The sequence below is a fragment of the Pediococcus sp. M21F004 genome (assembly GCF_051122535.1).
Classification (GTDB): Bacteria; Bacillota; Bacilli; order Lactobacillales; family Lactobacillaceae; genus Pediococcus; species Pediococcus inopinatus.
In genome coordinates, this window is sequence record NZ_CP177314.1 from 1,673,074 (window position 1) to 1,698,321 (window position 25,248).

Genomic DNA, 25,248 nt, shown 5'->3' on the forward strand with positions numbered 1-25,248 from the left:
AGGTGGTGTTGGATATGAATGAAATCGTAAAATTAAATGAAAAAGATTTAGATGAATTCTATCATCTGTACCTATATGCATTTAATAATCAAGATAGTGAGGAACGCCGAGCTTTTTTCGATGACCGTTATAATCATTCACAGGTGTATGGAATTCGCCATCGTGATAAATTAAGTAGTGGGATGTTGAGCATTCCGTTGCAGGTTAATTTTCATGGAGTTACCTATAAGATGAATGGAATTGGTGATGTAATGAGCTACCCAGAATTTGGCGGGCATGGTGCCATTACTGATTTAATGCGTCAGGCTTTTTCAGACATGCGTGATGATGGCGTTTCTCTTTCCTATCTAGCACCTTTTTCCTATGACTTTTATCGTAGGTTTGGCTATGAAGAGGTATTTGATCGGGCAGTTTATCAGATTAAAAATACTGATTTGCCACGAGTTAAACTATCTGAAGAACGAGGAACGTTTTTAAGACTGTCATTAAGTGAAGCAATCTCTTTAATTGATGAAGTCTACGAGAACAATGAACAAAGTCGTAATGGTGGATTGAAACGTGAACCCTGGTGGTGGCAATATTTGAGCTTAAAGCATCCTCAGTGGCAAGTAGGTGTATATTTGGAGAATGATAAAAGTGCTTCTGGTTATGTTATCTATGAAGCTGCGGGAGATACTTTTAAGATTCAGGAGCTTATGTATACTAATCAACTAAGTTATCAGTATTTACAGCGGTTTATATGTCAACACGAGTCCATGTTTGCTAAATTTGAGTATGCAGATGGTGATCCCAAAGGGTATCCGGACGTAATGGCTGATCCTTATACAGTGGATGTCCATATTCGCCCTTATATGATGGCTCGGATTATTGATTTACAGAAATTTGTGAATGATTATCCGTTTATTCAAAAAGTGAAAACAGTGCGATTAGCTGTCAAAGATGATTTGATCCCGCAAAATAATGGAATTTGGCGTCTGAAGGTCAATGTAAATGGCACAAGTTTTGAAAAACTTAGTGATAATGAACAGAATATGGCCGATATCCATCTAGATATTCAAAACCTAACAAAAGCATTTATGGGTTATCGTCGATTAGGCCATTTAAAACGCGTTGGGGCTATTAATGGAAATTTTGATTCGATTCATAATTTAGAAGGTGCTTTAACTGCAGAGTCACCCATGCTGTGGGATTATTTTTAATAAAATACGATATTTACAAGCAAAAAGCTGGGAAATTTCCAATAATTCCCAGTTTTTTGCTATTTTTGATGTAATTTTATGATTCTATAGGTTTAATGTTCATGAAGGTTGCAACGCTTTCTATTTTGGTTGAATTACAGAATATTTCAAAAACGGGTAAAATCGATATCTCTCTGAAATATGTTTGTAAAAAACGGAAGGTAGTATTAAACACATAAATTAAACAACCAAAAAACTTACACACAAACGAGGAGTCTATACATGACATTAAGAAGCAAAATTACAAAATTTTCCGTAGCATTATTATCAACTGTAACCTTGGGTTCAACTTTAGTAACTGCAGCAGCAAGTGCTGATTCAGTTTACACAGTTAAATCTGGCGACACACTTTCACAAATTGCTTACGACTTAAACAAGAGTAGTGATTATTCAGCATTAGCAACAAACAACAAAATCAAGAACGTTAACTTGATCTATGTTGGCCAAAAATTGTTGCTTAAGAGCGATGGTGAAGTTAAGGTTGCAACAAAGAATGAAGTTAAATCAACACCTGCAGTTAAGAGCGTTACAGCAACAAAATCAACTGCAAGTTCATCAACAAACAAGCAGAGCTCAAACACATCAAGTTCTAAGACTTCTACAAATTCATCAAGTTCCACTAGTTATACTGGTAGCAACATGAAGGAATACGTTTTAAGCCAAATGGAATCAAGAACCGGTGTTTCTTCTTCTACTTGGAACATGATCATTACACGTGAATCAAATTGGCAACCAACTGTTCGTAACAGTACTAGCGGTGCTTATGGTTTATTCCAAAACATGCACATTAGTAGTGGTTCCGTTGAACAACAAGTAAATGCTGCTGTTAGCTTGTACAAAGCACAAGGCATGGCTGCTTGGGCCCTTTAATCTAAAACTGAATGTCGAACAGCTTCAAGATTTCTCTAATGGAAATTTTGAGGCTGTTTTTTTGTTGGATCAAGAGTTAAAAGTAAAGCAAAAATACAATTAAAGTGATGATAAATAGGAGAATTCGAAAAAAATCGAGTTTTTTTGTTATTTTTAAATCATTTTTGTCATTTTACTAAATCGATAACCATGGGATCCGTGGCTGGTTTCGGCCCTGCTAGTTACAAAACATTTCAGAAATACCCTAAATCGATATCTCCTTGAAATATGTTTGTAAAAAATAGAGGGTAGTATAAGCACATAAATTAAATAGCAAACAAAAACTTACAAACAAACGAGGAGCTTATACATGACATTAAGAAGCAAAATTACAAAATTTTCCGTAGCATTATTATCAACTGTAACCTTGGGTTCAACTTTAGTAACTGCAGCCGCAAATGCTGACTCAGTTTACACAGTTAAATCAGGCGATACGCTTTCAGGGATTGCATACAGTTTAAATAAAAACAATGACTATTCAGCATTGGCAGCAAACAACAAAATCAAAAATGTTAACTTGATCTATGTTGGCCAAAAATTGTTGCTTAAGAGTGATGGTGAAGTTAAGGTCGCAACAAAGACTGAAGTTCAATCAACACCTGCAGTTAAGAGTGTTGCCGCAACTACCCAAACAAGTTCATCAACTGCTAACTCTAACTCATCAGCAAACACACAAAGTGCAAGCACAAAGAGTACAGCTACTACTAGCACCACATCAACAACAAGTGGTAGTGATTCATCAGCTAAGGCATGGATTGCTAACAAAGAATCAGGCGGTTCATACACAGCTACTAACGGCCAATACATTGGTAAATATCAATTGAGTTCATCATACTTAAATGGTGATTACTCAGCTGCTAACCAAGAAAAGGTTGCTAATTCATACGTATCTTCACGTTACGGCTCATGGACTGCTGCTAAATCATTCTGGCAAGCAAATGGTTGGTACTAAAATTAAATTTAAACTTTCAAGTTTCGCTAAAAACAACCCGTCTAGGGTTGTTTTTTTGCTTAAATATAGCACTCTAAGTCGCTTTGAAAAGGCGTTAACTGCGCGATGGTAAACGCTTTTCATTGAAATAAGGTTACAGAAAATTACAAGAATCTCAAAACAGATATATTTGTGAAACCTGTCTGAAAACTGCAGTCTGTAAGATAGCAAACGTTGGTTAATAAAAAGGCATAAAAATAAGAGGAGAGTTTTATTTATATGAAGTTAAATAAATTCACAAAATTTTCAGTAGCATTTCTATCAACTATTACATTAGGTACACTTGCTTTAACAACTGCAGCAAGTGCAGATGAAACTTATACAGTTAAATCTGGTGATACACTTTCTGGAATTGAATACAATTTCAAAAAAGATGCAAATTATCAAGGATTGGCAAATGACAATAACATTTCAAATGTTAACTTGATCTACGTGGGCCAAAAGTTAGTAATTAAGAGCGACAGCGCAAGTACAACATCTACAACTCCAGCTGCTAGTTCACAAAGCACACAAACTAATCAGAATACTCAAAGTAGCGCACAAAGCTCACAGAACAATGCACAAAGTTCTTCTGCTTCAACGCAACAATCAGCTCAAACTACTCAAAGCACTACACAGAGTCAGTCAGCTAACACACAAAGCACAAATACAAAGAGTTCAGCTTCTACTAGCACCACATCAACAACAAGTGGTAGTGACTCATCAGCTAAAGCATGGATCGCTAACAAAGAATCAGGCGGTTCATACACAGCTACTAACGGCCAATACATTGGTAAATATCAATTGAGTTCATCATACTTAAATGGTGATTACTCAGCTGCTAACCAAGAAAAGGTTGCTAATTCATACGTATCTTCACGTTACGGCTCATGGACTGCTGCTAAAGCGTTCTGGCAAGCAAACGGCTGGTACTAAACAGAAAAATCTGTTTTTCGTGCATAACAAACAATAAAAATTCGTTCAATAATCTAGAGATAATCTCTTAGATCGTTGAACGAATTTTTTTGTTTTAAAAACTAAATTTTAAGCAATGGCTAATATCGTAAAGTTGAGGATAAAGAGAGCTGAGACAATCCAGATAAGGGGATGAACCTCTTTTGCTTTTCCAGTAACCAGTTTGACAATACAGTAGAAGATAAAGCCTGCGGCGATTCCGTATGTGATATTGTAACAAAACGCCATAAAGATAGATGCCATAAATGCAGGAACGGCTTCTTCAAAACTATTCCAATTAATTTCTTGAAATGAGCTCATCATCATAATCCCGACAATGATCAATGCAGGAGCGATTGCGGCATTAGGGATGACTGAGAGTAATGGAGAGGCAAAGCTGCTTAGTAAGAAGAGGACGGCTACTGTGACGCTTGTTAAACCAGTTCGTCCACCAGCACCGATCCCAGCAGAACTTTCTACGTAGGTTGTGATGTTAGAAGTTCCGAATAATGACCCGACCCCAGTCGCAATTGAATCGGCAAACAGCGCCCGATCTAGTTTAGAAGAAAGACCCGGATTTGATTCGAGGTCCTTTTCATCCTCCGCGGAAAAAATCCCAGTGCGACGGCCAGTACCAATGAAGGTACCAAGTGAATCAAAAATATCAGATAAACTAAAAGAAAGGATGGTCATAAAGACTAAGATTAATCGGTGACTATCATTAAATAGCGAGCCCATTCCTTTAGATGAAAAGGCCGCTAAGAAAGTTGTTTTCAAAGCTTCAATTGAGTTTACTAAGGAATTCGCGTCAGAAATATGTAAATTCGTCACACCCATGGGGATGCCAATGATGGTTGTGACAATAATCCCGATTAAAATACTTGCGGGAACTTTTTTAATTTGTAAAATGATCGTGAGGGTAATCCCGATAAGAGCTAGAATCACACTGGGGTTGTTGAACATAGACATTGATGGCGTAATTCCACCACCTGTGACCACGCTCGTAACACCGTGGCTGAAATGGGTAACGGCGGAATTATAAGCCTGACCGTTAATGGAGACAATACTACTAGAATCACTAGAAAATTGAATAATATTAGCATTTTTTAAACCTAGGTAAGCAATGAAGACACCAATTCCACCACTAATTGCTAGTTGGATGGTGTTGGGAATGGCTGTAATCAGCATTTTTCGGAGTTTGGTAATGGTGATCACAATGTTTATAACACCACAAAAGAAAACAAGTGCTAGTCCTTCTTGCCATGTAAAGCCAAGTGACATAACGACTGTATATGTAAAGAAAGCTTGCAGCCCAACTCCAGGAGCTAACGCATAAGGCACGTTGGCAAAGAGCCCCATGATTAGAGTTCCTGTAACAGAGGCAATAATCATGGCTAAAAATACGGCTTGAGCCGGCATCCCGGTTTGACTAAGGATTTGCGGGTTCAGGAATAAAATATATGACATCGCGAAGAAAGTCGTGATTCCGGCGGTAATTTCTGTTGAAACAGTAGTCCCATTCTTCTTTAGTTCAAAAAAATTTGACATGATTTTCCTCTTTTCTTATGATGTATGTTTATCATAAACGATTTCAAAAGATAAATCCACACAAAACACGTAATAAAATGCATTAATTTATTTAGATAGTTCGTATATTAATTTAATCATTGTGGAATACTAGTTAAAAATTCCATTTAAAACCCTAAAATACGATTTAAAAAGTCGTGAAATTAGCTTGTGCAGATAAAAATCATGGTTTTATTCATTGTAATTAGTACTCAACAAGTTATAATATAAACTTAACTAATAACTATAGAAATCGGTTTCATATCTGAAATGGCGGTTTTTGAGGAGGCTTCATACATGGAACATTCGCTAACTAAGGGCAGTCCAATTAAAGGAATTATTTTTTTTAGTATTCCATTATTTTGGGGGAATATCTTTCAACAGATTTATACGCTGTCAGATACCTTAATTGTCGGGCGAGCGGTTGGTGTAAATGCCTTGGCTGCCGTTGGGGCAACGGCTGGTTTAAGCGGACTGATCATTGGGTTTGCACAAGGAATGACGGTTGGTCTCTCAATTTTAACCGCGCAAGAGTTTGGGACTGGCGACTTAAGAAGCGTAAAAAAAAGCTTTGCGAATAGTATTTGGATTTGTATTGCAGTGAGCGTAATTCTTACCATCATTGGTGTTGGACTGGCGCGACCATTGCTAGTCTTGATGCAAACGCCTAAGGTTCTTTTAGACGGGGCAGAAACTTTTATCGGAATTATGTTCATGGGATTAGCAGTTACCGTATTTTATAATTTATTTGCAAATATGTTGCGAGCCTTGGGAAATAGTCGGACTCCCCTCATTTTCTTAATTATTGCTGCCATCACCAACGTTATTTTAGATATTGTATTGGTAATCGGTCTAAACATGGGCATTGCAGGAGCAGTAATTGCAACTGTGACTGCTGAACTATTTTCGTGTTTGCTATGCGTTTGGTACATCAGACGTCATATTCCTGAATTAAGTTTAAGACTTTCAGATATGAAAATTGATCGTGATATGATTAAACAAGAACTGAAACTTGGCTTGCCAATGGGATTTCAGGCTTCCATAATTTCGATTGGGTCCATCATTTTACAGGTCTCTTTAAACCAATTAGGGGCACAATCGATCGCGGCCTATACAGCTGCTGGGAAAATTGACTCATTAGCTACGCAACCAATGGTGTCATTAGGAATTACCATGGCGACTTTTACGGCTCAAAACTTTGGGGCAAAGAATTACGAGCGAATTTTAGTCGGAATTAAGCAATGTTTGATTGCGACCGTCACCTTCAGCTTTATTATTGCGGTTGTCATTATTTTGAACAGTAATGCGCTGGTCAATCTCTTTATTGGAAACTCAGCGCCTGAAGTTACGAGGCTGGCTCACACCTATTTCTTGGTTGTCAGCACGAGTTACTTCTTACTCTCGATTCTTTTTGTGGTACGATATGCATTACAGGGACTTGGACGGAGTTTTGCACCAACAATGGCTGGTGTGGCGGAATTGGTTTCACGGATTTTTGTCGGAATTGTGTTGGTACCTCAGTTCGGCTTTATCGCAGCTTGTTTCGCAAGTCCCTTGGCCTGGTTAGCTTCCGTTGCAGTTTTGATTGTGTCATTTATGAGAACGATGCGAAACTTACGTCGTGTGGATGGTCTACATGAAAATGTGACGCTAGATAATGAAAATGAGTAGGGTAAGAGGAGAGCGTTATGAAGTTTTCAACAGTTATTTTATTAATTTTAGATGGTTTAATTGTGCTTGGACTAATTGGGGTTGTCATTAATCAAATCCGGCAAGGAGACTTTTCTGACAAGTTCTGGATTGGCATTGTTGGAGCAGTGGCCTTTGGTTATTGTGGGAATTATTTATTAAAAGTTTCGAAAAATACCAAAAAATAAAAAGTGACAAACTGAGATTATTCGGTGAGTTTCGAAAATATCAGTTTGTCACTTTTTTAATTTGTACTCGTTAGATTTTTAACAGATTTAGCAATCGCTAATTCTTCATTAGTAGGAATCATTAATACTTTAACGGAGGAATCATCCGCACTAATAACGCGTGGTCCCTTGCCGTTTTCATTGCGTTCTTCATCAAGTTTAATCCCCAGAACTGCTAAACGGTCAATAACATCAGTCCGTAGAGAAGCTTGATGTTCGCCAATGCCTGCGGTGAAGGTGATCACATCCAAACCACCCATTTCAGTAAAGTAACCGCCAATATGTTTAACCGCCGAATTAATAAACATGTCGTAGGCTAGTTTGGCACGGGGATTTGTGGATGAATTTGAAACAATATCGCGCATGTCGGCTGAAATTCCGGAAACGCCTAGTAAGCCAGATTTTTTGTTAAAGATGTCGATAATTTGGTCGGCGTCAACATGGAGTTCATTCATCAAGAAAGGCACGACGGCGGGGTCGACAGAACCCGAACGAGTGCCCATTGGCAGACCTTCGAGGGGAGTAAATCCCATTGAGGTATCGAAAGGTTTACCATTTTGACTAGCCGTGATTGAAGCACCACCACCAAGATGAAGTGTGACCAATTTTAGATCATGATAGTCCTTTTTTAAAAAGTTGGCAGTTTCATGTAAGACATATTCATGACTAATGCCGTGTTCGCCGTATTTACGAATTTGGTACTTGGTTGAATACTCATAAGGAATTGCATAAAGGGCAGTTTCTTCGGGCATGTCCAGATAGAACTGACTGTCAAAAACGGCAATCTGTGGTGTACTGTCAGGAAGGACATCCATAAGCGTTTCGATACATTCTACTTGGACCGGATTATGCAACGGTGCGTATTTGTTGAGAGCTTTTAGCTGAGCAATGTTGTCCGAAGTGATTTGTGTAGGATGTTTGAAGCTTGTCGCTCCGGCAACTACACGGTGTCCAACAGCGGCAATTTCAGAAACATCACTAATCAAATGGAGATGTTTAAGCTGGTCAAACAACAGCTCGACACCTTGTTTGTAAGTTAAGTTGCTGATTTGCTGTGTGAAGTCCTCGCCATTGCGGACAATTGTGAAAATGGCTTCAGGAGTGTTCATCCGTTCCATAACGCCTTTATTAATGAGAGAAAGGTTGTCGATGCTGAATAACTGCCATTTAAGTGAGGAACTTCCAGCGTTGATAACTAATATTTTTTTCAAAATTAAATTTCGCTTCTTTCAATAATGATTTTTTTAATATATCCAAATTAAATTAATGAAGGCCAAACGTATAAAGTTACCTATCGTTGGGCCTCTAAAAAGTGTAGCACATTTTTGAGAACGATAGGCAGTAGTTAAGGTAAAGAAAATGAAAGTAAAGGTTTTCTTAAAATAATGTGGGCTTCGAAAGGGCTTACTTGGTATAATAAAAATATGAGTAGAAATTATTGGGGGAGAGATGTTCAATGGCAACTTTAAATGATGTCGCAAAAATAGCTAACGTTTCAAAAATGACGGTCTCTCGTGTGATCAACCATCCAGATAAAGTTACAGAAGATTTGAAACAACTTGTTTATCAGGCCATGCGTGAAGTAGATTATCATCCAAATACCGCAGCAAAGGCGCTGGTAAATAATAGTACCCAAATTATTAAGTTCTGCGTATTGGAAGATATTGATACAACGGAACCCTATTATATGAACTTGATGATTGGGATCGCCCGTGCGCTAGACGCTCAACAGTATTCTTTACAACTGGTCACACGGCGGAATTTTGATATTGGAAATTGTGATGGCTATGTCGTGACTGGCATGCGAAAAAAGGATTTTGATTGGATCGGGGATTTAAAAAAGCCATTGGTAATCTTTGGTGAAAATCGGTTTGGATTTGATTTCGTGGATACGAATAATAAGGCCGGGACATTTATGATTTCTGATTTGGCCGTTAAACGTGGATATAAACGATTAATTTTTATTGGGATGGATAGCCATGAATCGTTTGAATACTCACGCGAAGCTGGTTATTTACAATTGATTCAAGAAAATCAAATGGTTTCAGAAATTCATCGATTCGATAATCATAGCCATCTTTCCCAACAGTTTGTGATCGACAATTGGGATAGTTTTGGCCCTGATACGTGTTTTATTTGTGCCTCAGATCGACTTGCTTTGGGTGCAGAACGGGGCATTGAAAGTTGTGGAGGTTTAATTCCAGTAGATTATGGTGTGACTGGATTTGATGGTGTATTTTTAAATCAAGTTGCCTTTCCACAAATTACGACTGTTAAACAAGCAATTGTTGAAATGGGGATGGCGTGCGGTGAAAAGTTGCTTGATAAGATTACAAATCATATTGAGAGCGATGGTTCGTTAATGTTTGAACCGAAAATTAGTATGGGCGGCACTATTCGCGAGCTTTCAAAATAATGTTATCGGTAACATTGCCAATAGGCCTTGCAATTAGCAGGCTTATTTTTTATGCTTTCAATGAAAAGGTTTTCAAAGAGGAGCGTTTGTGATGGGTGCATGGTATAAAAAAGCAGTGATTTATCAGATTTATCCGAAAAGCTTTAAAGATTCTAACAACGATGGGGTGGGTGATCTGGCTGGAATTACTGAAAAGCTAGATTACGTTCAGCAACTGGGAGCAAACACAATTTGGTTGAATCCAATTTTTGTTTCGCCACAAGTTGATAATGGCTACGATGTTTCAAATTATTTTGCGATTGATCCGATCCTTGGCACGATGGATGATTTTACCAAGCTGGTCACTGAGATGCATAAGCGAAAAATGTATTTGTTGTTGGATTTACCCATCAATGATACGTCGGATCAACATCCATGGTTTCAAGATGCAATAAAAAACAAAGATAGTATTTTTCGCGAATATTATATTTGGGGTGAAAATAATGGTGAGCGCCCGAATAATTGGGGATCATTTTTTGGCGGCAGCGCCTGGGAAAAAGATCCGAACGGAGGAGCGCAGTATTACTGTCACTTATTTGACAAACGGATGCCTGATTTGAATTGGCAGAACCCTGAAGTCCGTAAATCAATGGCAGATATTGCCAAGTTTTGGATTGATAAGGGTGTAGATGGTTTTCGTTTGGACGCGTTCATTCATATTGCGAAAGCTAATCTTCAGCAAAACATTTTGAATCAAGACACCGAGTTCCCAATGGACTCGTCACCTTATGCCAATTTACCAAACGTCAAAACTTATTTGCAGAATTTTATCAAGCTTGTTAAGGATGACAATCCGGAGGTGTTTTTCCTCGGAGAAGCGTCGTCGGCTGACGCCTATCAAGCGGCTGAGTATACACGACCTAATCAGTTTGGCTGCGATATGGTGGTTAGTTCTGATAATTATGGTGAAATTTATCCATTTAAAGATCCCAATATTCCTAAATTTTTTCAACCACGGCAGCTAGATTCTACTCATTTGAAGGAAACATTTTCCGTGTGGGAAGCAGTTCTTGAAAACCTAAATTGTCAAATTAAGTTAGAAAGAAGTTAATACCTCATTTGTGATATGTTTCATAAAAATTTCAATAGGCGTTTTATAGCCTAAAGACTTACGTGGAATATGATTTCTTCTTGTACTGATTTGTTGAACAAATTTGTCAGGTAAATTACGAAAATCTAACGATTTTTTAAGGCCATCTTTTCGAAGAAGACCATTATTATTTTCATTAAGTCCTCGCTGATTAGGTGCACCAACTTGGGCAAAGTATGTGCTAATATCGTGTTTGTTGGAAATTTCTTGCCAATTAGCGAATTCTTTACCATTATCAAAAGTAATGGATTTAAAAAGATGTTTGGGTAAATTTGAAAGCCAATGGTCCAAACACAAGGTCACATTTTCTGCATCCTTATGATGAGAATTTAGTACAATGGCCAGTTTGGAAATGCGTTCTACTAGGGTAACAACCGCCCCTTTATGATTTTTACCTTGAACTGTGTCACCTTCCAGGTGACCAAACTCTTTCGTATAGCTAGGGTAATCTTGATATCTCTGATAAATATCACGGCCCAATTGTCCTGCTTTACCACGCCGTTCCACATATCCATTAGGATGACGTTTACCTTTCATTGGTAACTGATGGACATCAAAATAACCACGTTTGAACATTCTGTAAAGTGTTCGAGTATTACAGCTAATCTGGTGTTCTGAACGACCGATGATCGTGTCAGGTGTCCAACCATCTTTTATGCGTTCGTTAATGTAGTCAGTCTCGTCAACGGGCAAAATAATACGCTTACGCCCACATTTGGCCTTGTTTTTGATGTAGCGTTCCTGATAATCAACAACGCTTAGGCCATCTTCTAAAGCGTGATAAACATGATAAATTGTTTGTTTTGAGCGCCTAAGGTGCTGAGATACTTTATAAGCTTTTTCACCATTTTTCCAGAATGCATATATAGTTGTGAGTTCAGTTGTGCTAAGATGTTTGTAGGTCATTTGTGGTCATCACTTTCTATTTTATTAGCGTAGAATGAAAGCTTACCACAAATGGCTTTTTTGTTTTTTCTAACTTAATTTTACAAACGGCGAAATATTAGTTTACCAGCCTTAACGTGGGGAAATCACGATATTAGTCGTGTTTTGAATCGCTTGAACGTGAACGCGGGAGATGAAGATTTTCCTAAAGCCTTAGCGGTTTGTATGTATTTGCAACGGGGAATTCCAATTATTTATTATGGCGAAGAGATCGGGATGCGTAATCTGAATTATAAAAAATTAAAGGATTTTCACGATCAACGGGCGATGGACTTAATTCAATTATTGCAAGGGCTTGGTTATGCGGATGACGATATTATTCAATTGCTTAACCAACAAGACGAAATGACTGCTCGTGGACCATTCCAATGGAAAAACGAGAAATATGTCGGTTTTTCACAACATCATCCTTGGAATTGGGCAGATCATAATACAGTGACTGCAGAAGATGCTGAATCAGATAGTGAGGGCCTGTTAGCCTTTTACCGGGCGGTTTTGAAGATTAAGAACACACCATTGTTTTCTGAGGGAAGCTATGTGTTATTGAATACAAAGACAAATATTTATGCATATGAACGCGAACTGAATGGTCAAAAAGGATTTGTGGTGGTTAATTTAGGGAAGCAGCCCGAAAATTACCGAATTCCAACGATCAAAATTATTCACACCATTTTGGCAAACAAAGCAAATTCATTAGTGGATAACGTAGTGACAATGGCAGCGGGTGGCAGCATTGTGGTCATGGAAGAATAAAAATCAGAAAACTTAAAATAGGGGGATTTACTAATGGCAGATGACACAAATATCGAATTACGCAAAACACAAATTTACAGTGTTTTTGTGAGGAATCACACGCAAGAGGGAACACTAAAAGCTTTGGAGAAGGATCTTCCAAGAATTAAAGATTTGGGAACAGACTTTGTTTGGTTATTACCCATTAATCCGATTGGTAAGGTAGATCGAAAAGGTAACTTGGGTTCACCATATGCCATTCAAGACTATCGTAAAATCGATCCTACGATAGGGACTTGGGATGATCTCATTCACTTGGCACATCAGATTCATCAATTAGGGATGAAACTGATGATTGATATTGTGTATAACCATACATCAAGAGATTCTGTTTTGTTGAAAGAACACCCTGAATGGTTTTTACATGATGAAGCAGGGCATTTGTATAACAAGAATCCTGAATGGTCTGATGTGGCGGAGCTTGACTACAGCAACAAAGGATTGTGGGACTATCAAATTGAAACTTTGAAACAGTATGCAGAGGTTGCGGATGGCTTTCGCTGCGATGTTGCTCCACAAGTACCGCTGCCATTTTGGTTAGCGGCTCGTAAAGAAGTTGGTGAAGTTAAGTCCGATCTCGTTTGGTTAGCGGAATCAACGGGAGGAGATTACATTCGCGAGATTCGTAGCAAAGGGTTCTGGATTTCTTCAGATGGTGAAATTTATCGTGCTTTTGATATGGCGTATGATTATGATATCGATCAAGATTGGCATGATTATTTGGCCGGGAAGACAACTTTAGCTGATTATGTAAAAGTATTGAATCGACAGGACTTAACTTATCCGGCCAACTATATTAAAATGCGGAATCTTGAGAATCATGATAATTTGAGAGCACATAATATCATTCCAAATGAGAATGATTTAGTTAATTGGACTGCTTTTTCCGAGTTTCAGAAGGGTGCCACGCTGGTATACGCGGGGCAAGAGCACGGATTGGTGCATACACCATCTCTATTCGAAGAAGACAAACTTCAGTGGAATACTGATATGGATTTATCAAATCTAATAAAAAAGATGCATGAATTAAAACAAGATGATGTACAAATTGACGGTAAATATAAATTAATAAGTGAACAAAATGATATCGTGCAAGTACAATTCGCTAATAAAAATAAAACTAGAATTGGAATCTTTTCCCTACGAAGTAAGAATGGTATAGCTAAAGTACAACTTAAAAGTGGCTTGTACCGTAATCTAATAGATGATTCGGACATAAGAGTAAATCGAGGGATTATTAAAGTGGCTCAGAACCCTATCGTTATTGAAAATGAATAAAATTGTTAACGGTAACATCAAGAAAGCGGTTGCAACTGTTACTCAGACGTATAACAATAAAGGTGTTCAAAAAAATGTTTGATTGACTTATTTAGGGGAGGCATTTTATAAAAGAAAAGAGTTTTCGAGTGAATGTAGGGTAGTAAATATCGTTTTAGTTAAGCAACGAAAAATATAGCAAAGAAGGAAAATAAAATGAAGAAGAGTACAAAATTATTAGTCGGTTTGACGAGCATGTTGTCATTATCATTGTTACTTGGCGGATGTGGTAATTCATCTTCCAAGTCGACAACAATTCAATTTTTTTCAACCAAAACAGAAAATGCCGGAACGTATAAACAATTAATTTCTCAATTTGAAAAGAAAAATCCAAATATTAAAGTGCAATTATCATCACCAAGTAACGCAGGAACAGTTTTAAAGTCTGACTTGGCCAAAAATTCAATTCCTGATGTTATGGCAGTTGGTGGAGATGTAAATTATCAGCAAGTACAAAGAGCTGGTGTTTTGGAAGATTTAAGTGGTGAATCGTTTACGAAGACGACGATGCCTGCGTACCAAAAAATGATTACATCAATTTCCAAGGGAAGCAAGCTAGATGCAGTACCTTATGCAACTAATGCATCTGGTATCGTTTATAATAAAACATTATTTGCTAAGGCTGGAATCACTAAAACTCCAACTACATGGAATGAATTAATTGCTGATGCAAAGACCTTAAAAGCACATGGTATTACACCATTTGAATTACCTTTCCAGGATAGTTGGACCACAATGGGAGTCTTCAACCAGCTGGATTCAAACATGATTAATGGTTCATGGATCAATAAACGACTGGCTAATAAAACAACATACTTGAGTTCACATAAGGCGGTTGTGCAAAAATATTTAACTCTTAGTAAGTATGCACAATCTGATTACATGGGTACTTCGTACAACGATGGGACAAAAGCTTTAGCTGAAGGAAAAGCAGCCATGATGATCAATGGTAACTTTGTAATTCCACAAGCTAAGCAATTAAAGAAGAATGTCAAATTAGACATGTTTAAGATGCCTGTTAATAATGATAGCAGTAAAAATAAAGTTACATCAGGTATTGATGTTGCGTTTGCTATCTCTAAAAAATCAAAGAATCAAGCAGCTGATAAGAAGTTCGTTAAATTTTTGATGAGTAAAAAGAGTTCGCAATTATATAATAAACAGCAATTCTCTTTCTCAGCAATTAAGGGCGTTGCACAGAAAGATGCTTCACTTGAAGGAATTTCTTCTTACCTGACTAAAGGTGATGTTGTAAATTATCCAGATCACTATTATCCAGATGGCTTTGATATGACTGCAGTTCTTACACAAACAGGTGTAAATCAAACTAAAGGCATGAGCGATTCTAAAAATATTACAGCAACTTTAAAAAAAGCTGATAAAGCGTTTGATTCGGCAAATGTAAAGGATTAGTGATGAAATAATGAAAAGTAGGAAAAAAGGGAAAAAGATACCGTTCACTTATTATATGATGGTTGTGCCAATTGGTATTCTATTTTTCATTTTCCACACGGTTCCATTTCTTCGTGGAGTGTTTTATAGCTTTACTAACTGGACCGGCTATGGTTCATGGAAGTTTGTTGGACTAAAAAATTATTTATATATGTTTGGAAATGGCAATATTACAGACGCGTATTGGTTCACCTTCAAGTTTGCCTTGTTTGCAACCGTGTTAGTTAATGCAATTGCGCTTGCTATTGCTATTGGATTGAACAGTAAAATTAAGTTTCAAAATTTCTTAAAAGCAGTTTATTTTTTGCCTTACATGTTAGGAAGTTTAATTGTAGGATTCGTGTTCAAGTTTATTTTTGGAAATTTGATTCCACAATTTGGACATTTTATGCATTTTCCCGCTTTATACAACAACATATTAGGTACGACGCATGCTTGGATTGGAATTTTGATTGTTACTATTTGGCAAGGCCTAGCATTTAACACATTAATTTATTTGGCAGGTTTACAGTCTGTAGATCCGGAAATATATGAAGCTGCATCACTAGATGGAGTTGGACCATGGCAGAAGTTCAGGAACATTACATTTCCACTGATTGCCCCATTCTTTACTATTAATTTAGTGCTGTCAGTAAAAGGTTATCTGATGGTATTTGATCAAATTATGGCAATGACTAACGGTGGACCCGGAAATAGTACGACCTCCATTTCAGTTGAAATATATACTCAAGGTTTTCAAGGATCACAGTTTGCTATTCAATCTGCCAATGCAGTGGTGCTATTCTTGGTAGTTCTTGTAATATCACTGATTCAGTTAAGAATCTTAAATAAACGAGAGGAGAAATTAAGCTAATGCAAGCAAATGTAGAAGTGAACAATAATGCGCCTCGACCAAAGAAACATGCAAAAAATAAACACATTAACTGGACGCTTACGAGTGTTTTAATGGTCATTGCGATATTTGCAATACTCGGTCCAATCTATATAACAATAGTAATTGCATTAAAGGATCCTTCACAAATGACAAATATCCTTTCTTTGCCTAAAAAACTACATTGGGAAAACTTTGCTAATGCCTGGTCAATGACCAATTTTCCCCGAATGTTTTTTAACACCTTATTTATTACCGTGGTAAATATTATATTTACGATCTTTACTAACTCAATGGCAGCTTATGTAATTACTAGATACAGGTTAAAAAATAAATTTTTTAATATGATGTACTACTATTTTATAAGTGCCATGTTTATTCCATTTAATGTAATCATGCTTCCTTTGGTAAAAGAGGTAAGTGCATTTCATATGGATAATATCATTGGAATTACTTTTCTATATATTGTGTTCGGGTTACCACAAAATATCTTCCTTTATTCAGGTTTTGTAAAAGGAATTCCGACAGCTTTGGAAGAAGCTGCAATTATGGATGGTGCAAAGCCGTATCAAGTATTCTTTAAAGTGATTTTTCCATTGATGAAGCCAATGCATGCAACCGTAGCAATTCTTTCGTTTATGTGGACCTGGAATGATTTCTTAATGCCACTGGTATTATTGAGTGATCCGCATCAGCAAACTTTGCAATTGGCGCAATATGTTTTTCAAGGGCAATTTGCTACACAATATAACTTAGCGTTTGCTTCGTATGTATTGGTGTTATTACCAGTGTTACTAATGTATGTCTTCTTCCAGAAATATATTATTGCTGGTGTAACGAGTGGTTCTGTTAAATAAATATCAACATAGGGACGAGGAGAATGTTGTGAAAAGTGAAAGTAATGAACATTGGTGGCAATCAACAGTTGTTTACCAAATATATCCAAGAAGTTTTCAAGATTCCAATGGTGATGGAATTGGTGATATACAAGGAATTATTAGCCGATTAGATTATTTGAAAGAACTTGGAATTGGAGCAATTTGGTTAAGTCCGGTTTACAAATCTCCAAATGCAGATAATGGTTATGATATTTCAGATTATCAAGATATTATGTCCGAGTTCGGAACTATGCAAGATATGAACAAATTGATTAATGAGGCAAAAACCCGACAAATTAGAATTGTGATGGATTTGGTTGTGAATCACACTTCTGACGAGCACAAATGGTTTGTTGAGGCAAAAAAGTCAAAGGAAAATCCGTATAGAGATTTTTACATTTGGCGAGATCCAGTGAATGGTAAAGAACCCAATGGTCTAAAAGCTTCTTTTGGTGGAAGTGCATGGAGTTTTGACAAAAAATCCGGTCAATATTATTTTCACCTGTTTAGTGAAAAACAACCAGATCTTAACTGGGAGAATAGTCAAGTGAGAGATTCGATTTGGAAAATGATGAATTTCTGGATTGAAAAAGGAATTGGCGGATTTAGAATGGATGTTATTGATTTAATTGGCAAACAACCAGATCAGTTAATTACTGAAAATGGTCCAAGACTCCACGATTATCTTCAGGAAATGAACTCTAATACGTTTTCTGGAAAAGATATGCTTACGGTTGGTGAAACGTGGGGAGCAACTCCTGAAAATGCTGAATTGTATTCTGACCCAAGTCGGCATGAGCTTTCAATGGTGTTTCAGTTTGAACACAGTATGTTAGATCAAAAGAAGAATGGAGAAAAATGGGATTTAAGAGCACTTCAAGTGAAGGATCTAAAAAAGGTGCTATATAAGTGGCAAACGTCTTTGCAACACGGGTGGAACAGCTTGTTTTGGAATAATCATGATTTACCAAGAATTGTTTCCCGGTGGGGTAACGACTCTAAAGAGTATCGGGTAAGAAGTGCTAAAATGTTTGGAATTATCTTGCATATGATGAAAGGTACACCTTATGTTTATCAGGGCGAAGAAATTGGTATGACAAATTACCCTATAAAGAATATTTCTGAAGTGGATGACATTGAAAGCATCAATATGTATAAAGAACGAGAAGCTAGGGGATATAAGAAAGATACGATTATTCGAGCTATTAACAAAAAAGGTCGCGATAATGCCAGAACACCGATGCAGTGGAATAATACAAAAGAAGCTGGATTTACAACTGGTGTTCCTTGGTTACATGTGAACCCAAATTATAGTGAAATAAATGTTGAACAAGCATTAGAAGATCCCAAATCAGTTTTTTATACTTATAGAAAATTAATTAACTTGAGAAAGCATTACAAAACAATTGTTTGGGGTAATTTTATAGAAATTAAAGAGGTTCCGGAAAACGTATTTGCATATGTAAGAGAAGACAAGGATCACAAATTTATAGTAATTGCGAATTTTGATCAGCAAAAAAATCTGATTAAGCTACCAAAGTATGGTATCCAAAAAAATATAATTCTTGGAAATTATGACGAAGAGATGGTTGATTTAACCAGTTATGAATTGAGACCATATGAATCCTTTGTGATTAAAGTTAAATAGGATCTCTTGAAATTTTATAACAATTTAATGATAGACAATTACCAAATTAAAATCTAAAGGGGATGTCATAATGGTTGAGATTAATTTAAAGCATATTTATAAAGAGTATGATGGGAATTCATCATATTCAGTAAGTGATTTTAACTTAGACATTAAAGATAAAGAATTTATTGTTTTTGTTGGTCCTTCTGGTTGTGGAAAATCCACAACTTTGCGAATGATAGCTGGGTTGGAGGACATTACTGATGGTGATTTGGTAATGGACGGAAAAGTTATGAACGATGTAGCTCCCAAGGATCGAGACATTGCAATGGTTTTCCAAAATTATGCATTATATCCAAATATGACGGTATTCGATAATATGGGTTTTGGATTAAAAATTCAAAAGATGCCTAAAGAAGAAATTCAAAAAAAAGTTGAGAACGCAGCTGAGATTCTTGGATTAACTGAATTCTTACAGCGAAAACCGGCTGCACTATCAGGTGGTCAGCGACAACGAGTTGCATTGGGAAGAGCGATTGTGCGAAATGCAAAATTATTTCTTTTAGATGAACCTTTGTCAAACTTGGATGCAAAGTTGCGTGTCCAGATGAGAACGCAGATTGCACAACTACATCAAAGATTACAAACAAACATGATTTATGTTACTCATGATCAGGTTGAGGCCATGACTATGGCTGATAGGATTGTAATTATGAATGAAGGTAAAATTCAGCAAGTAGGAACTCCTGCACAGCTTTACAATGAGCCAGTCAATAAATTTGTGGCAGGTTTTATGGGATCACCCGCAATGAATTTCTTTGATGCAACTTTACGTGATGGTCATGTTATTAATGATAAAGGCTTAAACGTTGTTGTTCCGGAGGGACGATTAAAGAAATTAGTTGATCAAGGATATAATAATAAAAAATTAGTTGTCGGTATTCGGCCTGAGGACATTCATACGGAACAAGTTGCAATTCAGTCTATGCCTGATTCGGTAGTAGACGCGACTGTTGTGGTTTCTGAGTTATTGGGGGTAGACTCAATGCTCTATTCTAAGACAGGAGATACAGAGTTTGTTGCGCAGGTTAATGCTAGAGATTATCATGAGCCTGGTGAAAATGTAGAAATGGCTTTTGAAATGAGTAAAGCACATTTCTTTGATATGGATACAGAAGCAACTATTGAATAAACATTATAAAAGGGATCGGGCGTAAGTCTTGCCTGATCTCTTTTTAATAGAGGAGGAGCCAGTTCGACTAGCCAAGCTTGGCATAGATCGGATGGGAGTCTGTTTCCAAGAATAATATTTTGCGAGAAAAAAATTATAGGATGAGGAGGAGTAGCACTCATGCAACGAACTTTTGAAATCGATCCATGGAAAATTGTTACGCATGACCTTGATAAAAAGAATAAACGGCTTCAGGAGTCCATGACCAGTATTGGCAATGGTTATATGGGGATGCGGGGGATGTTTGAAGAAGACTATTCTGCTGATACACACTCCGGAATTTATATTGGTGGAGTTTGGTATCCTGATAAAACAGTTGTTGGTTGGTGGAAAAATGGTTATCCAAAGTATTTTGGGAAAGTTATTAACGCGGTGAATTTTGACAAGGTAAATGTTTGGTTAGATGATCTAAAAGTTGATTTAGAAAAGATTGTGATTAAAGATTTTGAATTATCTTTGGATATGAAAACCGGAATCTTAACTCGTCGATTTACGGTAACTGAACAAAATAAAAACGTGCGTTTTACTATTCAACGTTTTGTAAGCGTTACCCAAAAAGAGCTTTTTGATGTCAATTATCGAATTGAAAATTTAGGCGATCAGCCTGTCACAGTCAAGGTTGTTTCTGAAATTGACGCTGATGTTTTCAATGAAGATGCGAATTATGATGAAAAATTCTGGAATTTACAGACAAAAGAACAAACTTCTAATGCTGGCTATTTAATTGCAGAAACAAAGCCTAACAACTTTGGCACGCCACAATTTACGGTTGGCATGGAAATGACCCATAAAACAGATCTCAAATCTGTTGAGCAACCAGATGCTGACCAGAAGGTAGTCAATGAGTTTACAGGTAAACTTGAAGCCAAACAGGCGGTTGCGTTTGAAAAACGAGTGGTTGTCGTCACATCTCGTGATTATGATGATGAGGCTACTTTAAAGGCTGGAATGCAGGTTTTAACAAATAAAGTTTCTGATGAGCCCTATCAAAAACTTGTGGAAGATCAGTCGCAGGCCTGGGCAAAACGCTGGGAAAAAGCAGATGTGCAAATTACTGGCGATGATGCCGCTCAACAAGGCATTCGGTTTAACCTATTTCAATTATTTTCAACATTTTATGGTGAAGATAAGCGCCTGAACATTGGGCCTAAAGGATTTACTGGTGAGAAATATGGCGGTGCTACTTATTGGGATACCGAAGGATTTGCTATTCCATTATATCTGTCGCTAGCGGATAAAAAAGTGTCGGAAAATTTACTGGAATATCGCTATAATCAATTGGCAGAAGCATTTCACAATGCCCGTGAACAAGGCCTTAAGGGTGCGTTATATCCGATGGTAACGTTCAATGGGATTGAGAATCATAACGAATGGGAAATCACGTTTGAAGAAATTCATCGAAACGGCACAATTGCCTATGCCATTTATAATTACACGCGCTATACCGGTGATGAAACATACTTAAAAACTAAGGGCATTGATGTTTTAACGGCCATTTCACGATTCTGGGCTGATCGGGTTCACTGGTCAAAACGGAATGGTGTTTACATGATTCATGGCGTTACAGGACCCAATGAGTATGAAAATAATGTGAACAATAACTGGTACACTAACTTGTTGGCACAGTGGACTTTGAAGTATACATTGGCATCACTGAAAAAAGTGAGTTCTGAAAAGCTAGGTGAACTTGATGTTTCTGAAACCGAAAAGGCACAGTGGCAAGATATTATTGATAAGATAGATCTTCCTGAAGATAAGAAGCTAGGAATCTTTGTTCAAAACGACTGTTTCTTAGATAAAGATTTAGCACCCGTTTCGTCGATTCCAAAGGATCAATTACCAATTAATCAGCACTGGTCTTGGGACAAAATTTTACGGTCTCCATACATTAAACAGGCAGATGTGCTCCAAGGAATTTGGTATTTCATTGATCAGTTTCCTGAAGATGTTAAGAAACGGAACTTTGATTTCTATGAACCACTAACGGTACATGAATCCAGTCTTTCCGCTTCTGTTCATGCCATTTTGGCGGCTGACTTACATTATGAAGACAAAGCAGTTGAAATGTATGGCCGGACAGCTCGGTTAGATTTGGATAATTATAATAATGATACCGTAGATGGCCTCCATATCACTTCGATGACTGGTAGTTGGTTAGCAATTGTTCAAGGATTCGCAGGAATGCGGGTCAAAGACGATACCTTGTCCTTTAAACCATTCTTACCGAAAAAATGGACTTCCTATCAATTCCGGATAAACTTCAGAGAGCGATTAATTGAAGTTCAAGTAAATCAATCTGGAACTAAGATTCATTTATTGAAGGGTGACCCATTAGGTGTGAAATTAAATGGGAAAGCTTTGAATTTAGTGGGAGGTCAATAGTATGCAAGGTGTTTTGTTTGATTTAGATGGGGTTATTACAGATACCGCAAAATTTCATTTCAAAGCTTGGAGCCGTTTGGCTAAAGAAAAATTAGGAGTGGTCCTACCAGCTAGTTTTGAAAGTGACCTTAAAGGAATTAGCCGAATTGACTCCATGAACCGAATCTTGAAATTTGCCAAAATGGCAGACAAATATTCGGCAGCCGAGGTTGATACAATGGCCCAGTATAAAAATGACTTGTATCTAAAAGAGATTGGCAAACTGACCCAGGCCGATATTTTACCTGGCATCGAGAATCTTTTAGATGAATTGGCAGCAAACAAAGTAAAATTGTCAGTTGCCTCAGCAAGTAAAAATGCGCCATTCATTTTAGAAAAGCTAGGGTTGCGTCAGCAATTTGATGCAATTGCAGATCCAGCCAAGGTAGCGCACGGAAAACCGGCTCCAGACATTTTTCTTGAAGCGGCGGCCAAAATCAATGCAGATCCAACACAGTGCGTGGGGATTGAAGATGCAAAAGCTGGCGTGCAAGCAATTAAGGCTGCAGGAGCAATTGCAGTGGGTGTTGGTAATCCGAGCGATTTGGCCGAAGCTGATACGGTGGTTTCCAGTACTGAAGAATTAACGTATTCAGTGTTAGCACTGGCTTTTCAAAAATAGACATTAAAAAATCCTGCAACTTTTTAAAAGTGCAGGATTTTTTAATGGAATCAGTTGAAGGTATACGTATTTTGATAAATCAAAGGATCTCCGGGTTTAATAACAATGTTACCAAAGTCTGGGTGATTGGGTGCGTCTGGTAACATCTGAGGTTCTATCGCTAAGCCTAACTGTGACGTCATTTTTCGATTGCCATCAACCAAAAAGTCGCCTTCAAAACCGGTTGTGGAAAATAGAATCATGGCATTAGAATTGGTGTGAATCGCAACCCGGCGACCAGATTGGGGATCAAACAATTCTAACTGGGGATGACCATCTGTGATTTGATTTAGTTTAAAAGGGGTGTCTAATCCATTTGGGAGTTTTGCGAGTTGTTTACCCAAAGCACCAGTTTTTCGGAAGTCATAAGGTGTATCAGCTACTTGAAGAAATTTTCCGGTTGGCACTTTATTTGTATCTGTTTCGGCAATAGCATCTGCCTGTAGGGTTAATTGGTGATTATCGATTCGGTCTTGGGCATTCCCTGACAAATTAAAGTAGATATGGGTTGTTGGATTGAATAAGGTTGTCGCATCAGTCTCGCCAAAATAAGTAATTGTGAATTTATTAGTTTTATCCAAAACAAACATGGCAAAAATTGTCAGTCGTCCTGGGTAACCATTTTCACCGGCTGGACTTACATAACGCAAAACGACACCCACTTGTGTTTCTGTCTTAATGAGTTTAATCAGACCCCAATACGAGTAGCTAATGGAGGGGTGAGCACCACCATGGATATGATTGGGATCACTATTTTTATCCAACTGATGGCCTTCCCAAGTAGCATTGCCTAAACGTCCGGCAACTCGCGCAATGCTTGCGCCAAAATAGTCATGGTGCTTCGCATAGTCATGAGAATGCATGAATCCCAAAGTAATGTTGGCGACATGACCGTCTTTGTCAGGGGTATTAATGGCAATGACAGTGGCTCCAAAGTCGCTAATAATGACTGAAATATTATGGTCATTGGTTAAAGTGAACCAAGTGGATTGATTATGAATTTGTTGGGAAATTTTCATTGTAGCGCCTCCGAAAGTATCTTTTTAAATATTTGAAATTATAGCCTAATTCAAGAATACCGCAATCGCTTACAATAGTGAAGGGATAGGGATAATTAAGAAAATCAAATTTGGGAGTTGCGTTTGCGGACGGTAACGCCTAAACTAAAACCAACATTAGAACATATCGGGGGCATTTTGATGACAATTAATTGGAAACAAATTTTCTTTAATTTTTTGAAATTTATTGGGATGTTTTTTATTTATCAAATTGGGACCATCCCGCTTCAAATGGCTTCTGAGTTGCCAAATAATCATTTTTTTGTGCTGGTTGCTTTTGTGATGTATTTAATTACGACAGCCTTTATGTTAGTTCTGTTTATTCAGATGTATACAACGCAACTTAAAACAAAAAATCGCGGGCAGTTTGGTCGCACGAAGCCTACGAAAAAAATTGTGGGTTTTATGATAATAATTGTGATTGTGTGGGTTTTATTTATTGCTTTTCAAATCTGGTTGAACCGAGCTAATGCTTTACCACAATCAGAGAACCAGCAAACGGTTATCGCTTTTGCGCAAGCTGTTCCTTGGTGGATGGCGCTGGATGCCATCGTTTTCGCACCGATCATTGAAGAAATTTTGTTTCGAGGTTTTTTCTTTAATTGGTTTTTTAATTCATCTGACAAAAAAATTCAGTTTATTGGCGTATTTTTAAGTGGGGCCGTTTTTGGCGCTGTGCATGATATTAGTAGCATCCTCGGATGGCTAATCTATGCAATGATGGGATGGTTATTGGCAATTACGTATGCCTATACTAAAGATATTCGCTATAATATTGGGCTGCATATGTTTAATAACCTAATTTCAATGATTTAAAAGATAATCGGGATAATTGAAACCGATTCCGATGAAAGCCATAATGGATGTAAGACAGGTTTCAAAATTTATAATATG

The 25,248-nt window shown here is 37.4% G+C and carries 22 protein-coding genes; 18 read left to right on the top strand and 4 right to left on the bottom strand.

Going from position 1 to position 25,248, the window contains the following annotated elements; translation table 11 throughout:
• Positions 1-14 precede the first annotated feature (14 nt).
• From ACLHK8_RS08385 to ACLHK8_RS08400, 4 genes are all read left to right on the top strand, one after another.
• Positions 15-1,199, top strand: coding sequence for a GNAT family N-acetyltransferase (locus ACLHK8_RS08385; protein ID WP_063698013.1), 1,185 nt, complete (start codon positions 15-17; stop codon positions 1,197-1,199).
• 261 nt (positions 1,200-1,460) lie between these two features.
• Positions 1,461-2,108 carry a LysM peptidoglycan-binding domain-containing protein gene (locus ACLHK8_RS08390; protein ID WP_063698009.1) on the top strand — a complete coding sequence of 216 codons (648 nt, stop codon included), beginning with the start codon at positions 1,461-1,463 and terminating at the stop codon, positions 2,106-2,108.
• 349 nt (positions 2,109-2,457) lie between these two features.
• Positions 2,458-3,099, top strand: coding sequence for a LysM peptidoglycan-binding domain-containing protein (locus ACLHK8_RS08395; RefSeq protein WP_063698007.1), 642 nt, complete (start codon positions 2,458-2,460; stop codon positions 3,097-3,099).
• 258 nt (positions 3,100-3,357) lie between these two features.
• On the top strand, positions 3,358-4,053 hold the full coding sequence (locus ACLHK8_RS08400; RefSeq protein ID WP_057773171.1) for a LysM peptidoglycan-binding domain-containing protein: 696 nt from the start codon (positions 3,358-3,360) through the stop codon (positions 4,051-4,053).
• A gap of 108 nt (positions 4,054-4,161) precedes the next feature.
• On the opposite strand, the gene ACLHK8_RS08405 is transcribed toward ACLHK8_RS08400, so the two are convergent.
• Positions 4,162-5,619, bottom strand: a complete 1,458-nt coding sequence (locus tag ACLHK8_RS08405; protein ID WP_057773173.1) for an NCS2 family permease — start codon at positions 5,617-5,619, stop codon at positions 4,162-4,164.
• Between the two features lie 315 nt (positions 5,620-5,934).
• On the opposite strand from ACLHK8_RS08405, the gene ACLHK8_RS08410 reads away from it, so the two are divergent.
• On the top strand, positions 5,935-7,308 hold the full coding sequence (locus tag ACLHK8_RS08410; protein ID WP_434520298.1) for an MATE family efflux transporter: 1,374 nt from the start codon (positions 5,935-5,937) through the stop codon (positions 7,306-7,308).
• Between the two features lie 17 nt (positions 7,309-7,325).
• The gene (locus tag ACLHK8_RS08415; protein ID WP_063698003.1) at positions 7,326-7,514 is read left to right on the top strand and encodes a hypothetical protein; all 189 of its coding nucleotides are present in this window, start codon (positions 7,326-7,328) and stop codon (positions 7,512-7,514) included.
• A gap of 56 nt (positions 7,515-7,570) precedes the next feature.
• Here the strand turns inward: ACLHK8_RS08415 and ACLHK8_RS08420 are convergent, their stop codons facing one another.
• Positions 7,571-8,764 (bottom strand): acetate/propionate family kinase, encoded by a 1,194-nt coding sequence (locus ACLHK8_RS08420; protein ID WP_063698001.1) that lies wholly within the window; start codon positions 8,762-8,764, stop codon positions 7,571-7,573.
• 245 nt (positions 8,765-9,009) lie between these two features.
• Between ACLHK8_RS08420 and ACLHK8_RS08425 the strand changes: the two genes are divergently transcribed.
• Positions 9,010-9,969 (top strand): LacI family DNA-binding transcriptional regulator, encoded by a 960-nt coding sequence (locus ACLHK8_RS08425; protein WP_057773180.1) that lies wholly within the window; start codon positions 9,010-9,012, stop codon positions 9,967-9,969.
• Positions 9,970-10,060: 91 nt separating this feature from the next.
• Positions 10,061-11,059, top strand: coding sequence for an alpha-amylase family glycosyl hydrolase (locus tag ACLHK8_RS08430; RefSeq protein WP_434520299.1), 999 nt, complete (start codon positions 10,061-10,063; stop codon positions 11,057-11,059).
• Here the strand turns inward: ACLHK8_RS08430 and ACLHK8_RS08435 are convergent.
• The gene (locus ACLHK8_RS08435; RefSeq protein ID WP_320531808.1) at positions 11,045-12,004 is read right to left on the bottom strand and encodes an IS30 family transposase; all 960 of its coding nucleotides are present in this window, start codon (positions 12,002-12,004) and stop codon (positions 11,045-11,047) included. The genes ACLHK8_RS08430 and ACLHK8_RS08435 overlap by 15 nt on opposite strands.
• Before the next feature lie 96 nt (positions 12,005-12,100).
• Between ACLHK8_RS08435 and ACLHK8_RS08440 the strand changes: the two genes are divergently transcribed.
• The 9 genes from ACLHK8_RS08440 to pgmB all read left to right on the top strand — a co-directional run bounded on the left by ACLHK8_RS08440 (position 12,101) and on the right by pgmB (position 23,257).
• Positions 12,101-12,796 carry an alpha-amylase family glycosyl hydrolase gene (locus ACLHK8_RS08440; protein ID WP_434520494.1) on the top strand — a complete coding sequence of 232 codons (696 nt, stop codon included), beginning with the start codon at positions 12,101-12,103 and terminating at the stop codon, positions 12,794-12,796.
• Positions 12,797-12,829: 33 nt separating this feature from the next.
• Entirely contained in the window at positions 12,830-14,113 is a 1,284-nt protein-coding gene (locus ACLHK8_RS08445; protein WP_063697997.1) for an alpha-amylase family glycosyl hydrolase, read from the top strand.
• Positions 14,114-14,308: 195 nt separating this feature from the next.
• Positions 14,309-15,565, top strand: coding sequence for an ABC transporter substrate-binding protein (locus ACLHK8_RS08450; RefSeq protein WP_063697995.1), 1,257 nt, complete (start codon positions 14,309-14,311; stop codon positions 15,563-15,565).
• 10 nt (positions 15,566-15,575) lie between these two features.
• On the top strand, positions 15,576-16,457 hold the full coding sequence (locus tag ACLHK8_RS08455) for a carbohydrate ABC transporter permease (RefSeq protein ID WP_057773188.1): 882 nt from the start codon (positions 15,576-15,578) through the stop codon (positions 16,455-16,457).
• A complete protein-coding gene (locus ACLHK8_RS08460; protein WP_082854869.1) occupies positions 16,457-17,332 on the top strand; it encodes a carbohydrate ABC transporter permease in 876 nt (291 codons plus the stop codon). The genes ACLHK8_RS08455 and ACLHK8_RS08460 overlap by 1 nt, the downstream gene beginning before the upstream one ends.
• A 28-nt stretch (positions 17,333-17,360) precedes the next feature.
• Complete coding sequence (locus ACLHK8_RS08465; protein ID WP_434520300.1) at positions 17,361-19,001, top strand: glycoside hydrolase family 13 protein; 1,641 nt, start codon at positions 17,361-17,363, stop codon at positions 18,999-19,001.
• A gap of 70 nt (positions 19,002-19,071) precedes the next feature.
• Positions 19,072-20,175, top strand: a complete 1,104-nt coding sequence (locus tag ACLHK8_RS08470) for an ABC transporter ATP-binding protein (RefSeq protein ID WP_063697991.1) — start codon at positions 19,072-19,074, stop codon at positions 20,173-20,175.
• Between the two features lie 159 nt (positions 20,176-20,334).
• The gene (locus tag ACLHK8_RS08475) at positions 20,335-22,596 is read left to right on the top strand and encodes a glycoside hydrolase family 65 protein (protein WP_434520301.1); all 2,262 of its coding nucleotides are present in this window, start codon (positions 20,335-20,337) and stop codon (positions 22,594-22,596) included.
• A gap of 1 nt (position 22,597) precedes the next feature.
• Entirely contained in the window at positions 22,598-23,257 is a 660-nt protein-coding gene (pgmB, locus tag ACLHK8_RS08480; protein ID WP_434520302.1) for a beta-phosphoglucomutase, read from the top strand.
• 50 nt (positions 23,258-23,307) lie between these two features.
• On the opposite strand, the gene ACLHK8_RS08485 is transcribed toward pgmB, so the two are convergent.
• Positions 23,308-24,315 carry an aldose epimerase family protein gene (locus ACLHK8_RS08485; RefSeq protein ID WP_063697984.1) on the bottom strand — a complete coding sequence of 336 codons (1,008 nt, stop codon included), beginning with the start codon at positions 24,313-24,315 and terminating at the stop codon, positions 23,308-23,310.
• Between the two features lie 180 nt (positions 24,316-24,495).
• On the opposite strand from ACLHK8_RS08485, the gene ACLHK8_RS08490 reads away from it, so the two are divergent.
• Entirely contained in the window at positions 24,496-25,170 is a 675-nt protein-coding gene (locus ACLHK8_RS08490) for a CPBP family intramembrane glutamic endopeptidase (RefSeq protein ID WP_156486343.1), read from the top strand.
• Positions 25,171-25,248: the final 78 nt, after the last annotated feature.